The 17,322-nt window shown below is 55.8% G+C and carries 15 protein-coding genes; 8 read left to right on the top strand and 7 right to left on the bottom strand.

Annotation, left to right across the window (positions count from 1 at the left end):
* Positions 1-126 precede the first annotated feature (126 nt).
* The 3 genes from gcvT to gcvP all read left to right on the top strand — a co-directional run bounded on the left by gcvT (position 127) and on the right by gcvP (position 4,705).
* The gene (gcvT, locus tag ACOSDR_RS14215) at positions 127-1,263 is read left to right on the top strand and encodes a glycine cleavage system aminomethyltransferase GcvT (RefSeq protein WP_420731681.1); all 1,137 of its coding nucleotides are present in this window, start codon (positions 127-129) and stop codon (positions 1,261-1,263) included.
* A gap of 85 nt (positions 1,264-1,348) precedes the next feature.
* Positions 1,349-1,720: a glycine cleavage system protein GcvH gene (gcvH, locus tag ACOSDR_RS14220; protein WP_420725401.1), complete on the top strand. Its 372-nt coding sequence runs from the start codon at positions 1,349-1,351 to the stop codon at positions 1,718-1,720.
* A gap of 60 nt (positions 1,721-1,780) precedes the next feature.
* On the top strand, positions 1,781-4,705 hold the full coding sequence (gene gcvP / locus ACOSDR_RS14225; RefSeq protein WP_420731682.1) for an aminomethyl-transferring glycine dehydrogenase: 2,925 nt from the start codon (positions 1,781-1,783) through the stop codon (positions 4,703-4,705).
* A 36-nt stretch (positions 4,706-4,741) separates the two neighbouring features.
* Here the strand turns inward: gcvP and ACOSDR_RS14230 are convergent, their stop codons facing one another.
* Positions 4,742-5,494 carry a hypothetical protein gene (locus ACOSDR_RS14230; RefSeq protein ID WP_420731683.1) on the bottom strand — a complete coding sequence of 251 codons (753 nt, stop codon included), beginning with the start codon at positions 5,492-5,494 and terminating at the stop codon, positions 4,742-4,744.
* 112 nt (positions 5,495-5,606) lie between these two features.
* Positions 5,607-6,458 carry a TauD/TfdA dioxygenase family protein gene (locus tag ACOSDR_RS14235; protein ID WP_420731684.1) on the bottom strand — a complete coding sequence of 284 codons (852 nt, stop codon included), beginning with the start codon at positions 6,456-6,458 and terminating at the stop codon, positions 5,607-5,609.
* 152 nt (positions 6,459-6,610) lie between these two features.
* Here ACOSDR_RS14235 and ACOSDR_RS14240 point away from each other — a divergent pair, with 152 nt between their 5' ends.
* Positions 6,611-6,892 carry a YrhK family protein gene (locus tag ACOSDR_RS14240; RefSeq protein WP_420725406.1) on the top strand — a complete coding sequence of 94 codons (282 nt, stop codon included), beginning with the start codon at positions 6,611-6,613 and terminating at the stop codon, positions 6,890-6,892.
* On the opposite strand, the gene ACOSDR_RS14245 is transcribed toward ACOSDR_RS14240, so the two are convergent.
* On the bottom strand, positions 6,883-7,323 hold the full coding sequence (locus ACOSDR_RS14245) for a GFA family protein (RefSeq protein WP_420725407.1): 441 nt from the start codon (positions 7,321-7,323) through the stop codon (positions 6,883-6,885). The two genes, ACOSDR_RS14240 and ACOSDR_RS14245, sit on opposite strands and share 10 nt — an antisense overlap.
* 212 nt (positions 7,324-7,535) lie before the next feature.
* Between ACOSDR_RS14245 and leuB the strand changes: the two genes are divergently transcribed.
* The 3 genes from leuB (at position 7,536) to ACOSDR_RS14260 (ending at position 10,238) form a co-directional block, all read left to right on the top strand.
* Positions 7,536-8,648, top strand: coding sequence for a 3-isopropylmalate dehydrogenase (leuB, locus tag ACOSDR_RS14250; RefSeq protein WP_420725408.1), 1,113 nt, complete (start codon positions 7,536-7,538; stop codon positions 8,646-8,648).
* Complete coding sequence (locus ACOSDR_RS14255; protein ID WP_420731685.1) at positions 8,648-9,274, top strand: DUF2238 domain-containing protein; 627 nt, start codon at positions 8,648-8,650, stop codon at positions 9,272-9,274. Before leuB ends, ACOSDR_RS14255 begins: the two co-directional genes overlap by 1 nt.
* 64 nt (positions 9,275-9,338) lie before the next feature.
* Entirely contained in the window at positions 9,339-10,238 is a 900-nt protein-coding gene (locus ACOSDR_RS14260) for a 1-acyl-sn-glycerol-3-phosphate acyltransferase (protein ID WP_420731686.1), read from the top strand.
* A gap of 15 nt (positions 10,239-10,253) precedes the next feature.
* Here ACOSDR_RS14260 and ACOSDR_RS14265 read toward each other — a convergent pair whose 3' ends face one another.
* From ACOSDR_RS14265 to ACOSDR_RS14275, 3 genes are all read right to left on the bottom strand, one after another.
* Positions 10,254-10,685 carry a CBS domain-containing protein gene (locus ACOSDR_RS14265; protein WP_420725411.1) on the bottom strand — a complete coding sequence of 144 codons (432 nt, stop codon included), beginning with the start codon at positions 10,683-10,685 and terminating at the stop codon, positions 10,254-10,256.
* A gap of 247 nt (positions 10,686-10,932) precedes the next feature.
* The gene (gene mutL / locus ACOSDR_RS14270; RefSeq protein WP_420731687.1) at positions 10,933-12,804 is read right to left on the bottom strand and encodes a DNA mismatch repair endonuclease MutL; all 1,872 of its coding nucleotides are present in this window, start codon (positions 12,802-12,804) and stop codon (positions 10,933-10,935) included.
* Complete coding sequence (locus tag ACOSDR_RS14275; protein ID WP_420731688.1) at positions 12,801-14,174, bottom strand: glucose-6-phosphate isomerase; 1,374 nt, start codon at positions 14,172-14,174, stop codon at positions 12,801-12,803. The genes mutL and ACOSDR_RS14275 overlap by 4 nt, the downstream gene beginning before the upstream one ends.
* 75 nt (positions 14,175-14,249) lie before the next feature.
* Between ACOSDR_RS14275 and ACOSDR_RS14280 the strand changes: the two genes are divergently transcribed.
* Positions 14,250-16,763 (top strand): mechanosensitive ion channel family protein, encoded by a 2,514-nt coding sequence (locus tag ACOSDR_RS14280; protein WP_420725414.1) that lies wholly within the window; start codon positions 14,250-14,252, stop codon positions 16,761-16,763.
* Here the strand turns inward: ACOSDR_RS14280 and ACOSDR_RS14285 are convergent.
* Positions 16,760-17,317: a PAS domain-containing protein gene (locus ACOSDR_RS14285; RefSeq protein ID WP_420731689.1), complete on the bottom strand. Its 558-nt coding sequence runs from the start codon at positions 17,315-17,317 to the stop codon at positions 16,760-16,762. The genes ACOSDR_RS14280 and ACOSDR_RS14285 overlap by 4 nt on opposite strands.
* Positions 17,318-17,322: the final 5 nt, after the last annotated feature.

Raw genomic sequence — 17,322 nt, forward strand, 5'->3', positions numbered from 1 at the left:
AGAGGGATCACCCTCTTCATCATGTCGGGATCGGTCACACTCTCAGGTTCCATGACAGAGGGGGCGCGCCACCGATTGATTTCGGGACGCGCCTTTTTGTTTTGGACCTTGGAAGGGGCCGATTGTATGTCTGATCAGGAATTGGCGATCACGCCGTTGAACGCCTTGCACCGGGAATTGGGCGGCAAGATGGTTCCCTTTGCCGGTTATGATATGCCGGTACAATTCCCAGCTGGCATCCTGAAAGAACATCTACATACCCGCAACGCGGCTGGATTATTTGATGTTTCCCATATGGGCCAGGCCTGGCTGATCGCCGAAGATGGGTCCGATCCCGCAATCGCTTTTGAAAGCCTGGTGCCAGCGGATGTTCAATCCCTGGAGCCAGGGCAACAACGCTATTCCCAATTGCTGAATGAAGCAGGCGGCATTCTGGATGATTTAATGGTGACCCGCCCCATCGCCGCCTTGGGCCGTGACCGTTTGTATCTGGTCGTGAACGCGGCCTGCAAGGATCAGGACCTGCCCCATATTGCCAAGGCCTTGAAAGGCCGCATCCGTGTAGAGCCCCTGGAAGACCGCGCCTTGATCGCGCTTCAGGGACCAAAAGCGTCGGGTGTTGCCGCGCGATTGTTTGGTCCGGCCCTGGCAACGATGCCATTCATGAGCCAAACCGTGGTCGAATTTGATGGCATCGATCTGTGGATCAGCCGATCCGGCTATACCGGCGAAGATGGGTATGAGATATCCGTTCCTAATGACCAGGCCGAGGCGTTGGCCCGCCTGCTGCTGGGGGATCCCGCCGTCGAACCGATAGGGCTGGGCGCCCGCGATTCGCTGAGACTGGAAGCAGGCCTATGCCTGTATGGTCATGACATCGATACGACCACCAGCCCCATCGAAGCGGGGCTGCTGTGGTCTATCGGCAAGCGCCGCCGCGCAGAAGGCGGCTTTCCTGGCGCAGAAATTGTGCAAAAACAAATCGCAGAAGGCGCAACGCGCAAACGGGTTGGCATTCTGCCCGATGGTCGCGCCCCGGCCCGCGAAGGAACCCTTATTCTGGATGCGGACGGTGGGACGGAAATTGGACAGATCACCAGTGGCGGTTTTGGCCCGACGGTCGGCGGTCCCGTTGCCATGGGCTATGTCCCCATTGACTATGCAAAACCGGGAACGCCTGTTTTCTTGTCGGTTCGGGGAAAATCCCTGCCCGCCACCATCACAAAAATGCCTTTCGTACCGCCCGGATTCTTTCGGGGTTAACAATTTCAAGGTACAGTTCATCGGGTAAACCAAGCCTACCAAACAACCAATGACCCAACCTGAGAATAGGGGAGCTATAGTCGTCATGGCCGAACGCAAATTTTCTGAAGAGCATGAATGGATCGAAATCGACGGCGATACCGCCACCATAGGCATTACCATTCACGCGCAAGAGCAATTGGGGGATATCGTCTTTGTCGACCTGCCGGAAGTCGGCGCCGTCTTTAACAAGGATGATGAAGCCGGCGTCGTCGAATCGGTAAAGGCCGCCAGTGAAGTCTATGCGCCAATCGGCGGGGAAATCCTGGAAGTAAATGACGCCCTGACCGACAATCCGGCCCTGGTCAATGAAGATGCAGAAGGGGACGGCTGGTTCTTCAAGATGAAGATCGAAGATGCCGGGGAACTGGACGATCTGATGACGGAGAGCGAATACGGCGACTTCATAGAAGACTAAACCTTAAAAGACTGGGCCATTCCGGCCCGCATTTGCCAAAAGCCCTGCAGGAGAGTCTTTATGACCAATAGCCAGTTTGATCGTCTGACCCTGGACGATTTGGAAATCCGGGAGGATTTCATTCGTCGCCATATTGGGCCGGGTCAGTCCCAGATCCGCGAAATGCTGACGACACTGGGCTATCCGTCGATTGAGGCCCTGCTGCAGGCAACGGTTCCCGCCTCCATCCGATTGGACGAGCCGCTGAACCTGCCCCCGGCCACCAGCGAGCGCCGCACCCTGTCAGACCTGCGCCGCATATCTGAGCGGAACGAGGTGTTCACCACCATGATCGGCATGGGCTATTACGGCACCGTCACGCCACCGGTCATCCTGCGCAATGTTCTGGAAAACCCCGGCTGGTACACGGCCTATACACCCTATCAGGCGGAGGTGAGCCAGGGTCGCCTGGAAGCTCTGTTGAACTATCAACAGATGATCATCGACCTGACCGGCATGGAAATCGCCAATGCATCCCTGTTGGATGAGGGAACCGCCGCAGCCGAAGCCATGGCCATGGCCCATCGGGTGGGTAAGACGAAATCCGATGCCTTCTTTGTCGATAATGACGTGCATCCCCAGACTTTAGCGGTCCTGAAAACCCGCGCACAAGCGATGGGCATGACGATTGTGCAGGGGGACGCCTTCACCGATCTGGAAGCAGCCGATGTTTTCGGTGCCTTGGTGCAATATCCAGGATCATCGGGACAGGTGCGTGACATTACGCAGCCCATCGAACAGATTCAGGCCAAGGGCGGGCTTGCCGTCATTGCCAGTGACCTGATGGCCATGGTGATGCTGAAATCCCCTGGCGAGTTCGGGGCCGATATCGTGGTGGGATCCGCCCAGAGATTTGGCGTCCCCATGGGCTATGGCGGCCCGCATGCAGCCTTCTTTGCGACCAAGGATGTCTATAAGCGCCAATGCCCCGGACGCATCATTGGCGTGTCGGTGGATGCCGAAGGCAAGAAAGCCCTGCGTATGGCGCTGCAAACCCGTGAACAGCATATCCGACGAGAAAAGGCGACCAGTAATATCTGCACGGCACAGGTCCTGCTGGCCGTTATCGCCGGATTCTTCGGGGTCTATCACGGTCCAGACGGTCTGTACCGCATCGCGCGTCGCATTCACCGCAAGGCCCAGATCGTGGCCGAAGGGCTGCGGCGCATGGACCATGAAATCGTGCATGATCAGTTCTTTGACACGATCCAGGTGCGCATACCAGGCCAGGCCCCGCGCATTTTGGCAAAGGCGAAAGAAGCCCGCATTAATCTGCGCTTTGTCGATGCGGATACAATCGGAATTTCCGTCGATGAAGTCACCAAGAAGGCCAATATCCAAGACCTGTTAAGGGTGTTTTCATCCAAGGCCGACAGCCTTTTCAATGTCTCCACCCTGGACAAGGATGCGGGCGACGACATCATCCCCCATGCGATGCGCCGCGTGCCAGACAGCTTTATGACCCATCCCGTTTTCAACATGTATCATGGCGAAACGGAAATGCTGCGCTATATCCGCTGGCTGGCAGCGAAGGATATCGCGCTGGATCGGTCGATGATCCCGCTGGGGTCCTGCACCATGAAACTGAATGCAACGACGGAGATGATCCCCGTCACCTGGCGGCATTTCGCGCATTTGCATCCTTTTGCTCCACTGGAACAGGCCCAGGGCTATCAGCAACTGTTTGAAGATCTGGAAGAATGGCTGTGCGAAATCACCGGCTATGACGCGCTGTCCCTGATGCCCAATGCGGGCAGTCAGGGGGAATATGCGGGCCTGCTGACAATCCGCAAATATCACGAAACCCGCGGCGATACCCAGCGCACGATCTGCCTGATCCCCTCTTCCGCCCATGGCACCAATCCGGCCAGCGCGATCATGGCGGGCATGGAGGTCAAGGTCGTCAAATGTGACGATCACGGCAATGTCGATCTGGAAGACCTGAAGGCCAAAGCGGAACAATACTCCGACACGCTGGCGGCGATCATGGTCACTTATCCGTCCACCCATGGCGTGTTTGAAGAAACTATTGAGGATATCTGCGCCCTGATCCATTCCCATGGCGGTCAAGTCTATGTCGATGGGGCCAATCTGAATGCCATGGTCGGCATCTGTAAGCCCGGCAAATTCGGGGCAGATGTCAGCCATTTGAACCTGCATAAGACCTTCTGCATCCCCCATGGTGGCGGTGGTCCCGGCATGGGACCAATTGGCGTGAAACGGCATCTGGCCCCCTTCTTGCCGTCCCATCCCATGGTTGAAGGCCTGAACCCCTATGCCCATGAGGGGGAGCCGATTGGCCCCGTTTCTGCCGCGCCCTGGGGATCGGCCAGCATTCTACCCATCGTCTGGGCCTATATCCGCATGATGGGACCCAAGGGTCTGCGCCAAGCGACGGAAATCGCCATTCTGAATGCGAACTACATCGCCAAGCGGTTGGAGGATCATTACCCGATCCTCTATAAGGGCCGCAATGGTACGGTGGCCCACGAATGCATCGTTGATTGTCGCGCGTTTAAGGACAGTTGCGGCATCACCGTGGAAGACATCGCCAAGCGTTTGGTCGATTATGGCTTCCACGCGCCGACCATGTCCTGGCCCGTGCCGGAAACCATGATGATTGAGCCGACCGAAAGCGAGGCGAAACGGGAATTGGACCGGTTCTGTGACGCAATGATCCAGATCCGCCAGGAAATCCGCGATGTGGAAAGCGGTGCATCAGACCGGGATATCAACCCGCTGACCGATGCGCCCCACACCCATCACCTGCTGATGTCAGACCCCTGGCCCAAACCCTACAGCAAGGAAGTCGCCTATTTCCCCCTGCCCGCCACCCGCGACGACAAATACTGGCCCCCCGTCGCGCGCATCGACAATGTGGCAGGCGATAGAAACCTGGTCTGCACCTGCCCCCCAATGGAGGCCTATCAGGAGGCGGCCGAGTGAAATAGGGTCAACATCCGGCTATAGCCATGCTCTGAGTTAAGCGCGCTGAATCTGCACCACAGCGGCGCGCCATTTCCATTGATCCGCAAAGTCTTCAGAGCCTTCGCCGTATGGCCAGTTTTTATCATGTTCAAAGTCATGGGATTTTGAAACTTCGGCTGTGACTTTTAGCGTTGCGCGACGACCATCCCCCAAGAACGTCTCGGCCTTTTCTTTCAAAAATTGTTCCGTTCTTTTCTTCAGAAGTTGATCGCCTTCCCTTTTGCCAATTTCTAAATCTTCTTCTAAATCAAAGAACATACGTCCTTGGTTTCGAGCGCTTCTGTGTAAAATCACCCCAAAAAAGGCAGCTCGGGTTCCTGCACCACCTTCACCCGCAAAAATACGAAGGAAATCCCCACATCTTTTAACATCCCGTTCAGCAGGGCCGTTTTCCCAGCGCCGTTTAATTTCAATTATATAGGGAACATTTCCGTTCTTATCCCACATGCAAACATCAGGACGACTGTTTTCCTGTATAACAGCAGATGCTAATTTTCGCTTATGAGATGATGATATCTCGTAATACATGAGATCACTGACTGACATCTCAATGCCAACCGCCAGCTCTTGATTTTTATTATTTTTTTGAAGGTTAAAGAGATTCTCCGCAACCCGCGCTTGAATCAAACCTTCTGCACCGTAATCGGTAACCCAATAATTCCGGGTCCATTTCTCAAAATTCATTGCTGCTTGCTCAATGCTCTTGAGTATACAGCCCCTCACATCATTGATTGAAATTATAGCCATTTTTTCCCCCTATCAATATTACGGAGGAATAGTAGATGTTTTTACACCACCATCAATGATAATTCACAGCATAAAAGAACCCAAACATGCATTAGTGATTTGTGCCTAATCTTTAAGCCCACTCCCGAATGGGGCGGTCGCCCTCAAAGGTCGTGCGGCGCATTTCGCGGCGGTGGCCGTGATAGTCGTTGATGGCATAGTGCTGGGTTGAGTAATTGTCCCAGATTGTGATCATTCCGGGCGACCAACGCAGGCGACAGCAGAATTCAGGTAAGGTGCTGTGCTGGAAAATCTGGCGCAGGATGGGCGCGCTGTCGGCCTCGCTGAGGCCGTCCAGGCGCATTGTATAGGTTTCATTGATATACAAACCCTTGCGACCGGTCACTGGATGGGTCAGCACGGCTGGGTGAAAGCGTTCCTTATCTGCTTCGGGGTCATTGCGCTTGGTGGAGCCCTTCATGGATTGCTCTTCAACGGGCGGCGCCCATTTCACGCCATAGGGTTTGCCGACATGAATGGCGTCACGCCCATCCAGCAATTGCTTCAAGGGTTCGGGCAAAGCGTCCCAGGCCGCCTGTTGACTGGCATACAGCGTATCCCCGCCATAAGGGGGAATCTGGATGGCACACAGAACTGATCCGCCGGGTGGTTTTTCCAGGAATGTCAGATCCGAATGCCAGCCACCCCCAAAAACCCCCGTGCGCTCAGACGCTTCCTTAATCACGCTGGTCATTTCCGGATGATCGCCCTTACCCGGCGCATAGGGGTTGATCGCAGGGGGGCCAAAAACCTCCGCCAGGCGGCGATGCTGATCGACATCCAGGAACTGATCGCGGATCACCAACACAAGATTACGCGCAAGGGAATCGCGCAATGCCTCCGCCAGATCATCGGAAATCGGCTGTTTCAAATCAATGCCGGACAATTCGGCTGCTATGCCACCAGTGATGGGATGTTCTTTCATACAAAGCCTCCTAATACGAACCCGCGATCAGCATACCCTGAAAACAAATTTGCGACATCACGCTTTCGCGGAAAAAGCGCTTGGATCATCATGCATTATTTGCAAGCCTTGGTCTTCGAATTCCCCGTGCTAAGACCCTATTGGAGATCACAATGCGCCTGTTTTACCGCGAAAATCAGGAACAGAATGCAGATACGCGCCGTATCTATGCACTGTACGAAATCGCCCATACCGCTGTCGATTTTGCCGCAGCGATCTGTTTTACCATCGGGTCTGTGCTGTTCTTTTGGGCGTCGCTGGAAACTGCTGCAATCTGGTTCTTTGTGATAGGCTCGATCTTCTTCCTGATAAAGCCGACGCTGAAACTCAGTCGAGAGATTCACTTATGGCGCATCGGGCAAATTGATGATCTGGCCGACCGCCTTCACTCCTGACGCTCAGGGTAGTCGTCTTTTGCATATTGCGGCAGGCCGTCCGCAATTTCGTAGTAATCGCCCTTATCAGCGCAAAAGATGTGATAGGCGGTGGTCAACCCGGTGGGCGTATCCAGGCATCCCAAATTCACACTGATCCAGCCGTCCTCATTTTCCCAAAACATGTTTGACCCACAGGTGGCACAAAAGCCACGCCGTATCCTGGGTCTGTCAGGCGACGAATGGAACCACGTCAAGTGCTGTGCCCCAGTGATCTTTACAGTCTCAATGGGATGATAGGTGCTGACGATATAGTTTCCGCTTTGTCGGCGGCACTGGGTGCAGTGACAGGCAATGGCCGGGCCCTGAGGGTCGGTTATTTCAATCTGAACGGCCCCGCACAGACAATGCCCGGTCAAAGGCTTACCATCGGTCTTATTTGTATCCGTCATCGCATGCTCCCTTCATCGTAAAGTCTCTGTCCGGGGGACTTCCAAAGTCAATCTGGAAATACGCTTAGGGTCCGGCCAGAAACTTTTGCCCCCAATTCCCAACTGTCAGCCAGTGGTGACCGGGCGATTTCAGGAAAATCTTCTTTTCTCCCCCTATGGGCGGGGCTAAAACGCTTCCCTACTCTATAAGCACAATGGCGAGGGAATATTCTATGGCGTCCAATAAGACACTGCTCATGCTGCCCGGCGATGGCATTGGCCCCGAAGTCTGCACCGAAATCCGAAAAGTCGTCGATTGGATGGACAAGCGCCGCGCGGTGTCTTTCGACATTGCAGAAGATCTGGTCGGCGGGGCCGCCTATGATGCGTATGGTACGCCATTGACTGATGAAGCGATGGACAAGGCGCAAAACTGCGATGCCGTGATCTTTGGTGCCGTCGGTGGCCCGCAATATGACAATCTGGGATGGGATGCGCGTCCTGAGGCCGGTCTGTTGCGCCTGCGCAAGGAAATGGACCTGTTTGCCAATCTGCGCCCCGCCGTCACCTTTGATGCGCTGCTGGATGCCTCTACTCTGAAACCTGAAGTCATTCAGGGTCTGGACATCATGATCGTGCGCGAACTGACCGCGGGCGTCTATTTCGGCGAACCGCGCGGCATGCAGATGTATGAAGGCAAGGAACGCTGCATCGATACCCAATCCTATACCAAGGACGAAGTGGTCCGCGTTGCTGAAGTTGCCTTTGACCTGGCCCGCAAACGCCGGGGCAAGGTGACATCGGTTGAAAAAGCCAATGTCATGAAGACCGGCGTCTTCTGGCGTCAGACGGTTACCGAACTGCACAAATCCGGCGGTTATGACGATCTGGAACTGGGTCATATGTATGCCGATAACTGTGCCATGCAGTTGGTACGCAATCCGAAACAATTTGACGTCATCGTCACCGACAATCTGTTCGGCGATATGCTGTCAGATTGCGCCGCGATGTTGACCGGATCGCTGGGCATGTTGCCATCCGCCTCACTGGGCTCCGTCGACGAAACGGGTCGCCGCAAGGCCTTGTACGAGCCCGTGCATGGCTCCGCCCCCGACATCGCGGGCCAGGGCAAGGCCAACCCGCTGGCCATGCTGTTGAGCTTCGCAATGAGCCTGCGCTACAGCTTTGACATGGGCGATGAGGCTGACCTGCTGGAACAGGCCGCACAGGCGGTGCTGAAATCCGGCAAGCGCACCCTGGATATCATGAGCCCCGGTTGCCAGGCCCTGTCCACAGCCCAGATGGGCGATGCCCTGCTGGCGGAACTGGACAAGCTGTCAGCGTAATGTCCCAGAACAATCAGGACGGCACAGATCTGCGGCTGCCAATCGGGTTAGCCGCAGCGCTGTTGCCGGTTCTGATCTGGTCCTGGATTGCGCCCCATGAACGCCTGACCTGGTGGATGGAAGCGCTGCCCGTCTTGATCGCAGTGCCGCTTCTGGCATTGACGATCCAGCGCTTTCCGCTCACGCCCCTGTTGTATTGTCTGATCTGGGTCCACTGCGTGATCCTGTTGGTAGGCGCACATTATACCTATGCTCTGGTCCCGATCGGTGATTGGGCGCGCGACAGTCTGGGTCTCAGCCGGAATCCCTATGACCGCCTGGGGCATTTGGTGCAGGGATTGGTCCCCGCCCTTGTCGCGCGGGAACTTTTGATCCGCCTGACCCCTTTGCGTCCAGGGGCATGGCTGTTTTCCATTGTCACTTTATCAACACTGGGCATCAGTGCTGGATATGAATTGATTGAATGGCTCAGCGTCGAAATTCTGGATGGGGATGCCGAAAGCTTCCTGGGTCAGCAGGGCGATGTCTGGGACGCCCAGAAAGATATGGCAATCGCCCTTATCGGGGCAATCATCGGACAGTTTATGTTCGCCAAACATCAGGATCGGGCGATCAAAATACTGTGACAACCGCGCATTTGTAACAATTCTTTGATATACAAAAGGGCTTATTCATTATTCAGGAGGGATTGTGTCCCAAGCCCTTGAAACCCCCGCGTCAGAAGCACTCCCCAAGACACCGCGCCTGTTGCAGCCCAGTGGTGAACTAAGCTATGCGCTGCCCAGTGATTCGCGGGCCATGCGCGCTGTGATCAAGGTCATTGAACGCCTGACCGGATCCAAGAAAATACACCGGTTGTATCAGCGTTGGCGGGTGGAAAAATATGCCCAAGGCGCTCCCTTCTGGGACTCAGCGCTTGAGATGCTGGGGGTCGAACTGCGTCTGCACGGGGCGCCATGGCCCCCCTTGGTGGCTACAGACGAACCGCGCATCATCATCGCCAACCATCCCTATGGATTGCTGGACGGTGTCGCCGCAGCCGCCCTTGCCGAAAGATTGGGGAGGAATTTCAAAGTTCTGGTGCATGAGGCCCTGTTAAGGGTGCCGGAACCCCAGCCCTATCTTTTGCCTGTCGATTTCTCAGAAACCCGGGAGGCAATGCAGAAAAACCTGCAATTGCGCAAGGATGCGTTGGCTGCCCTGGCGGCTGGGGAAACCATTGTCATATTTCCGGCCGGGGGCGTATCAACCGCGCCTAAAGTTCTGGGTCCGGCAGAAGACCTGCCCTGGAAACGCTTCACCGCCCGCCTGATCCGAGAAGCCCAGGCAACGGTGCTGCCCCTGTATTTTCCGGGCCAGAACGGCTTTGTCTTTCAGGCGGTCAGTCGGATCAGCATCCGGTTGCGGATATCCCTGTTCATCGGCGCGGCCAGCCGCCAGTTGAATCGACCGCTGGATATCTGTGTCGGGGAACCGCTGCGTTATTCACAGTTACAGGCCATGGCGGGCGACCGCGATGCGCTGATGGATGCATTGCGCGCCCATGTCTACAGCCTTTCCAGTCAGTTGCCAGGCAGTAATGATCGATAAGGCGACCGGGCGAGATCAGCCGGTCATGATGTAATCGCGCATCGCGCCGGCTTCCTGTTCCAACGCGTTGATCCGATTTTGAACCACATCACCGATCGAGACGACACCGACCAGCTTATCCCCCTCTACGACGGGCATGTGGCGGAATCGACCCTTGCTCATGCGGCGCATTACATCATCCGCACTTTCTGACCGGGTACAGGTCTTGACCGGCGCCGTCATAAGGTCGCTGACATTCTGGGTCAGAACAGAAGCTCCCTTTGCCGCCAGACCGCGCACGACATCCCGTTCTGACAATATGCCGATAACCTTGTTCCCATCATCTACAACCACCAGCGCGCCAATCTTATGATCCGCAAGAATGCTGACGGCTTCTGCAATTATAGTCTCTGCGTGAATTGTGATGGTGCTGCCCTGTTTCTTGGCAAGCAATGTAGCGACGCTCATGGCTAAACCCTTCCTCTGTCTAGAGGGGGCGTATCGGTCATCAAACTGCCGACCGCCCCTGTCTATGGGGCAGATCCGCGCCGGAGCCAAAAGAGATAAAACCGATCCAGAGACCAAATATGGCACTGGTTGGAGGCACCGATCAGGCAGCGACGCGGCTGCCACCAAGGCTATATAGGAACCAGTATCCCTGTCTTCGCGATTCGGTTCAATCCCGTCACTGTGCGGTGCAGCATTTCACGCCCGATCAGCGACGACCAAACAGCTTTTCAATATCAGCCAGCTTTAATTCCACATAGGTGGGCCGACCATGATTGCATTGACCGGAATGGGGGGTCGCCTCCATCTGGCGTAACAGGGCGTTCATTTCTTCCGTATTCAATCGCCGGCCGGCACGAACTGAGCCATGACAGGCCATGGTGCCACAAACATCCTCCAGTTTTTCCTTCAGCGAGAACGTGTTTCCCAACGCTTCCAGTTCGTCGGCCAGGTCGCGCACCAGGGCCTGAGCATCAACTTCACCCAACAGTGCAGGGGTTTCACGCACCGCAACGGCACCGGGACCAAAGCTTTCCAGCACCAGACCCAACTGTGCCAATTCTACGGACCGGTCCAGCACACGATCCGCGGCCCGTTCCCCAAGCTCCACAATCTCAGGAATCAGCAATCCCTGTCGCGGGACGCCGCCTGCTGCCATTGCTGCCTTCATCTGTTCATAGACCAGCCGTTCATGGGCGGCGTGTTGATCAACGATGACGATGCCATCCTCCGTCTGGGATACAACATAGGTGGCATGCACCTGCGCCCGCGCCGCACCCAGCGGATAGGATGTTAAGGGCGGGGCCTGTGTGACCTCCCCAGTGGCAGGATCCACCTGACTGACAGTTTCATCCCGCGCGGAAGGCGCAAATCCCTCCGGCCCCTGAAACGCATAGGTCGATGCAGCAAGACCCGGCGATGGTGGGCTGGGGGGACGATAGGCATATCCACCGCCGCTGAAGCTGGCCTGGCGCGTATCAGGCAGACTCCCGGGGCGAAACGCCCCCAAAGCCGCATGGGATACAGAGGTGGAGGCACGGTGCCCGGCCTCCGCCAGGGCATGCTTGAGGGCACTGACGATCAACCCGCGCACCAGCCCCGGTTCCTGAAAACGCACTTCCGTTTTTGCCGGATGCACATTCACATCCACTGAGCGGGGTTCACATTCCAGAAACAGCGCCAACAAGGGATGGCGATCCCTGGCTAGAAAATCCTGATAGGCCCCGCGCACCGCACCGATCAATTGTTTGTCCCGCACCGGGCGGCCATTGACGAACAGGAATTGCATCGCCGCATTACCACGGTTCAGGGTTGGCACCCCCGCAAAGCCGGTCAGGCGAAACCCTTCGCGTTCAGCATCAATCGGCAGGGCATTTTCCTGAAATTCCCGGCCCATAATCGACCCCAGGCGCTTCAGGCGCAGGTCCAGTAATTCGCCCTGGGCCGCATTCAGGCGCAGCTTTTCGCGGCCATCTTCGGTCAGGCTGAATCCGATATCAGGATGCGCCATGGCCAGGCGGTTCAAGACGTCCTGAATTGCCCCGCTTTCCGCCCTGGCGCTGCGCAGGAATTTCAATCTTGCCGGGGTACTGAAGAAAAGATCGCGAACCTCGACAGTTGTTCCAGGGCCACCTGGGGCGGGCTTAGGGTCAAAGACGCGGCCCCCTTCAATCTCTATCCGCCAAGCCTCTTGCGCGTCGCGCGCCCGGCTGACAATGGACATGCGGCTAACGGATCCGATGGAAGGCAATGCCTCCCCCCGGAATCCCAGGGTCGAAATATGAAACAGATCCCCATCTGGCAGCTTGGAAGTCGCGTGCCGTTCCACCGCAAGGCTGAGTTCGTCGGGGGTCATCCCGCGCCCATTATCTGCGATCGACAACAAGGCCCGCCCGCCATCGCGAATGGTCACATCCACCCGCATTGCCCCAGCATCCAGGGCATTTTCCACCAATTCCTTCACCGCAGACGCCGGGCGTTCCACAACCTCCCCAGCGGCAATCTGGTTGACCAATGTATCAGGCAAACGGCGGATGACTGAGGTTCCTGCCACTTTGTCTTGTGACGGCGCAGGGGTCATTTCGCGCCACCGCCCTGCTCTGATAGATATTTGCGGATCAGAATTTTGCCGCCCTCAACAGCGGGCTGATCGAATGGATCAACCCCCATCAAATCGGCGGCCAGGACCGTTTCCAGCATGAAATGCATCATCAGGGCCCCCATCGATCCTTCATCAATGCGCGTCATTTCAATATGGCGCACCGGGCGTCCATGACGTGCCAGGGTCTCTGCTGTCGCCCTGCGCGACGCATCCATCAGATCCCCCATCGACCGGCCTACCATATAGGCCAGCCTGGGATCATCAGCCAAAGAAGCGTCGATGCCATAGCCGTCCTGATCTTTTGGGCCCCCTAGAACCGTGAACATCTTGTCAGAAGGCCCATCCAGCCAAAGCTGTAACTGGCTGTGTTGATCGACCGGTCCTGTTGCATAGACCGGCGTTGTGCCCTGCCCGTCCTTGCCCAGGCTTTCCGCCCAAAGCTGGCGATACCAGCGCGCCAGAGAGCCAAGACGATCCGAATAGGCCAACATCACCGTCGCAGCAATATTGTGCTGACGCTGCAAACCGACACTGATGGCCGCCCCAACCGCCGCCGCACAGGCTGCAGGCGTATCAATCGACGCGAAGGCCTGATCCAATACTGCCTGTGCGCCCTGTCGAATCTCCACCGCATCTAGTCCGGAAATCAGGGTCGGCAGCATGCCAACAACGCTTAACACGGAATATCGCCCGCCCACACGAGGATCGTGATCCAGCACCGGAAGATTATAGCGCGCAGCGAGTTTCCTAAGCGGGTTATCTCCCGGTTCTGTGATTACCGTGATACAGCGCGCTAATTCGTCCGGATCCAACCGTTCCAGTACCACCGGCAGAACCGATAAGAACTGCATCATCGTTTCCGTCGTACCGCCCGACTTGGAAATCACGATGATCCCGGTGCGACGATAGTCCAGTCGCCGGATCATTCGATCCCATACGAACGGGTCCACATTGGTGATGATATGCAAGGTGGGCGCGCTGCGGATGCGGTCAGAGTCGCCGTCTGCCATTTCATACAGGGCCCGTGATCCCAGCGAACTGCCGCCCGTTCCCAGAATCAAGACATCATCAAAGCGCCGCTGATAATGATCGGCAATCGGCGCCAGCGCTGCCAGATCTTTGCGTGCCGATGGCAGCCGCAGGAAAGGCATCGTGTCCATCTCATGGGCGGATCGCAGCCGCTTCAAGGCCGGGGACAACCGGCTCAGCAGATCGCCCAGAACCGCATCATCCAGACCGCGCGGGCCTATCTGATCGGCGCGGCAATCGCGGACAGTTTGACCATAGCCCAATTGGTGTGCCAGAGCCGGGTCCGTATCCAAATCAGTCGTTTTTGTATCTGTTTGCATAGACTGTTCTTAACGGAGCACTATGCTACAGTCCATCCCGCACACATGTCCGTCCGCAACCCGTTGAGAGTCTTGATGCCTTTTAGAATACTCGTCGCCTTTTTCCTGTTGCTGGCGGTTGCTGTTTCACCGACCGAGTCGTCGTGGGCGCAATCTTCGATCGAAACTGACTTACAGGATTTCCAAAATCAGGTCGATGACTGGAATGCGGATCTGGATGTTGCGGAACAATTGATCACCCAACCAGACCCGTCACCAGATGCTGGCGATTTCGTGAAGCGAACGGTAACGCGCGTCATTTCCCAGGCAACAGACGCGCGCAAAGCAGCTGAACAAAAACAGGCAGAACTCCAGTCGAACCTTACCGCCCTTGGCGCCCCGCCGGATGAAAAGGACGCAGCCCCGGAGCCGGATCCCGTCGCAAAAGAACGCGCCCGTCTGAACGAGGCCCTGTCACAGGCAAAATCCCATATCGCCCTGGCAGACCTGACCATATCCCGGGCGACAGCCTTAGAGACCAAGGTCGGCGTTGCCCAGCGCAGCCGCCTGTATGAGGAGCTTATACAGCAGGGACCGCTGCCCTATGATCCATCCACCCTGACCAAGATTCCGGGCAATATTGGACAATTCATCGCAAAAATTGGCGCAATGGCGTCGGACTGGTGGGAAACCTTTCTGCAAAAGCAACGGCAATATGGGACCGTCATACAGCCAGGCATTTTCATCCTGATTGGTGTTGGAATCGCCTGGTGGCTGCGCATCAGGGTCTTAAAGCGGTTTGGCCCCTACCCTGTAGAGCAGGAGCCCCCCTATAGCCGCCGTCTATTAGCCGCGACAGCGGATGGCGTTGCACGTGGTATCATTCCCGCTGTCATTTTGACCGTCATTATTGTGCGCACCTATACGGATGGTGGGGCGCTGAACAATGATTTTGGACTGATCCTGCGTTTGGTGGCGGAAAGCCTGTTGACGTTCGTATTGGCCACGGCCCTGCCCCATGCCGCCTTATCACCAAATGATCCTGATTGGCGGTTGACCCTGTTATCCCCAAATCAGGCAAAGCGGATTCTGGCTCTGTTGGTCCCCTTGGCATTGTTATTCTGTATTGATGAATTCGTGACCCGCGCCGGTACTGAAATCGGCCCATTGCAAGGAATTCTAACACCTGAATTCTTTTCAACCTGGACCCTGATCTTCAATCTGGCGCAGGGTGGTCTGGCACTTGCCCTATTGCAGCGCAGTCTTTGGACCATACCGCAAACGGAAGACACGCCTGCGGACGGTCCTGTTCCCGCCGATACGTCGACAAAAGACCAACAGGACGACCCCGACGATCCAGATGATCCAGACGACACGATTGGTCGCACAACCAAACCGTTTTGGGCTTTGGTACGGGCCATATTGATTCTGATTACCTGTACAGGCGCCCTTGCGCCGGTCTTTGGCTATACCAATCTGGGTAACTTTCTTTTGAACAATATTCTGGGGACAGCCATTCTGGTCTCCATCCTCTACATTTTACGAGGTTTGTTTCGCGAAGGCATCGCGCTTACCACCAGAAGCACCGTTTTTCGGCACAATCTGGCCCTGCGTCACAAAACAAGAAGCCGCCTGAAATTTTCTGCACGTTTCCTTTTGGATATCTTGATCTTTTTGGTCGGCATCAGCGTGATTGCCCCCAATTGGGGTATTTCCGAAACGGATTTACTCCGCAATGCGCGATTTATCCTTGGGGGAATGCAGGTTGGCAGCGTCAAAATTTCGCTCGCTGATATCTTGCTGGCAATCTTTGTATTTGTAACCAGTCTGGCATTGGTCCGGGCGTTGAAACGCAGCCTGGCCGAAAAGATCCTGCCTGAAACTGAGATTGAGGAAAGCCTGCGCCATACCATTACCGCAGCAATCGGTTACATCGGGTTTATTTTTGCGACCGGGATGGCGGTTGCCGTTATTGGCGTCGACCTTACCAATATTGCCCTAATTGCCGGGGCGCTGTCGGTCGGTATCGGGTTTGGCCTTCAGAATATCGTGAATAACTTTGTATCAGGCCTGATCCTGTTGATTGAACGCCCGATTAAGATTGGCGACTGGGTGGTTGTTGGCCAAAACGAAGGTTTTGTGAAGCAAATCAACATGCGTGCGACAGAAATTGAAACCTGGCAGAAGGCCAGCGTAATTGTCCCCAACGCGGACCTATTGTCTCAATCACTAAAGAATTGGACCCATAAGGATAAAATCGGGCGAGTCGATGTACCTGTCGGGGTCGCCCTGGACAGCGACATTGATCATGTCTGCGAGGTTCTGTTGAAAATCGGGCGTGCCCATCCGCGATGCCGCAAAATTCCAGAACCCGTTGCCCTGGTTATGAATATCGGCGAAAGCCGGATCGATATGGAGTTGCGCATTTTCACCAGCGATATTCTTTGGGTTCTTTGGATATCCAGCGACCTTCACAAAGAAATCCTGCGGCGCTTCCCGAAAGAAGGGATCGTCATTCCCTATGCCCAGCGCGTTGTTCATTTGAACAACGTTATCCCCTCTGAAGCATCCCCGCCTAAACCCACGACAGAAGACCCCAATGAGGCCTAAGCCAACATAGTTTCAACGCGATCTGATGTTGTCACCACCTCACGCGCTTCGACGTCGCTGTAGGTTACAAAAGGCAGATCTTCCCGCTGTAGAAACAATGCACCCAGCAAGTGAGTTGTCTGTGCGTCTGTTCCCAAAGGCAAGGTCAGCCGTTGATACAGGAACGGGTTTTCGCCAGAGGCTGGGAAATAAAGTGCCTGGGAATGCGAGGGTTTTCCCAGTCTTACTATCATATCATAGGATCGCAGCGCATTGCTAAGAACCTCATCATGCAGCACTTCTTCAATTCTTTTGCCCGTAATATCCCGACCAAAAATTTCCGCCAGGCGCGTCCCGACCAATCGAAAGCGGAACCCGCCATCATCATCGCGAATTAGGATGTACAGGCTGGGGAGTATGGGCCGGGGAACATCCAGCGGATCGACCTCGGATCGCATTGGCATGGATCTGGACCCACGCAACCGATCCCAATAGTCAAAGAAGTCCCGAATGTATTGGCCAACCAGATTGGACCGAAACTCTTGCAGATCCAGGAGTGTCGGGGTCTCTATCACGGCGC

The sequence above is a fragment of the Hwanghaeella sp. 1Z406 genome, from assembly GCF_048892425.1.
Taxonomy (GTDB): Bacteria; Pseudomonadota; Alphaproteobacteria; order UBA8366; family Aestuariispiraceae; genus Pacificispira.

Excerpts from the sequence above, each read along its gene's own strand:
- gcvT (WP_420731681.1), top strand. The coding sequence starts at position 127 with ATGTCTGATCAGGAATTGGCGATCACGCCGTTGAACGCCTTGCACCGG.
- gcvH (WP_420725401.1), top strand. The coding sequence starts at position 1,349 with ATGGCCGAACGCAAATTTTCTGAAGAGCATGAATGGATCGAAATCGAC.
- gcvP (WP_420731682.1), top strand. The coding sequence starts at position 1,781 with ATGACCAATAGCCAGTTTGATCGTCTGACCCTGGACGATTTGGAAATC.
- ACOSDR_RS14230 (WP_420731683.1), bottom strand. The coding sequence starts at position 5,494 with ATGGCTATAATTTCAATCAATGATGTGAGGGGCTGTATACTCAAGAGC.
- ACOSDR_RS14235 (WP_420731684.1), bottom strand. The coding sequence starts at position 6,458 with ATGAAAGAACATCCCATCACTGGTGGCATAGCAGCCGAATTGTCCGGC.
- ACOSDR_RS14240 (WP_420725406.1), top strand. The coding sequence starts at position 6,611 with ATGCGCCTGTTTTACCGCGAAAATCAGGAACAGAATGCAGATACGCGC.
- ACOSDR_RS14245 (WP_420725407.1), bottom strand. The coding sequence starts at position 7,323 with ATGACGGATACAAATAAGACCGATGGTAAGCCTTTGACCGGGCATTGT.
- leuB (WP_420725408.1), top strand. The coding sequence starts at position 7,536 with ATGGCGTCCAATAAGACACTGCTCATGCTGCCCGGCGATGGCATTGGC.
- ACOSDR_RS14255 (WP_420731685.1), top strand. The coding sequence starts at position 8,648 with ATGTCCCAGAACAATCAGGACGGCACAGATCTGCGGCTGCCAATCGGG.
- ACOSDR_RS14265 (WP_420725411.1), bottom strand. The coding sequence starts at position 10,685 with ATGAGCGTCGCTACATTGCTTGCCAAGAAACAGGGCAGCACCATCACA.
- mutL (WP_420731687.1), bottom strand. The coding sequence starts at position 12,804 with ATGACCCCTGCGCCGTCACAAGACAAAGTGGCAGGAACCTCAGTCATC.
- ACOSDR_RS14275 (WP_420731688.1), bottom strand. The coding sequence starts at position 14,174 with ATGCAAACAGATACAAAAACGACTGATTTGGATACGGACCCGGCTCTG.
- ACOSDR_RS14280 (WP_420725414.1), top strand. The coding sequence starts at position 14,250 with ATGCCTTTTAGAATACTCGTCGCCTTTTTCCTGTTGCTGGCGGTTGCT.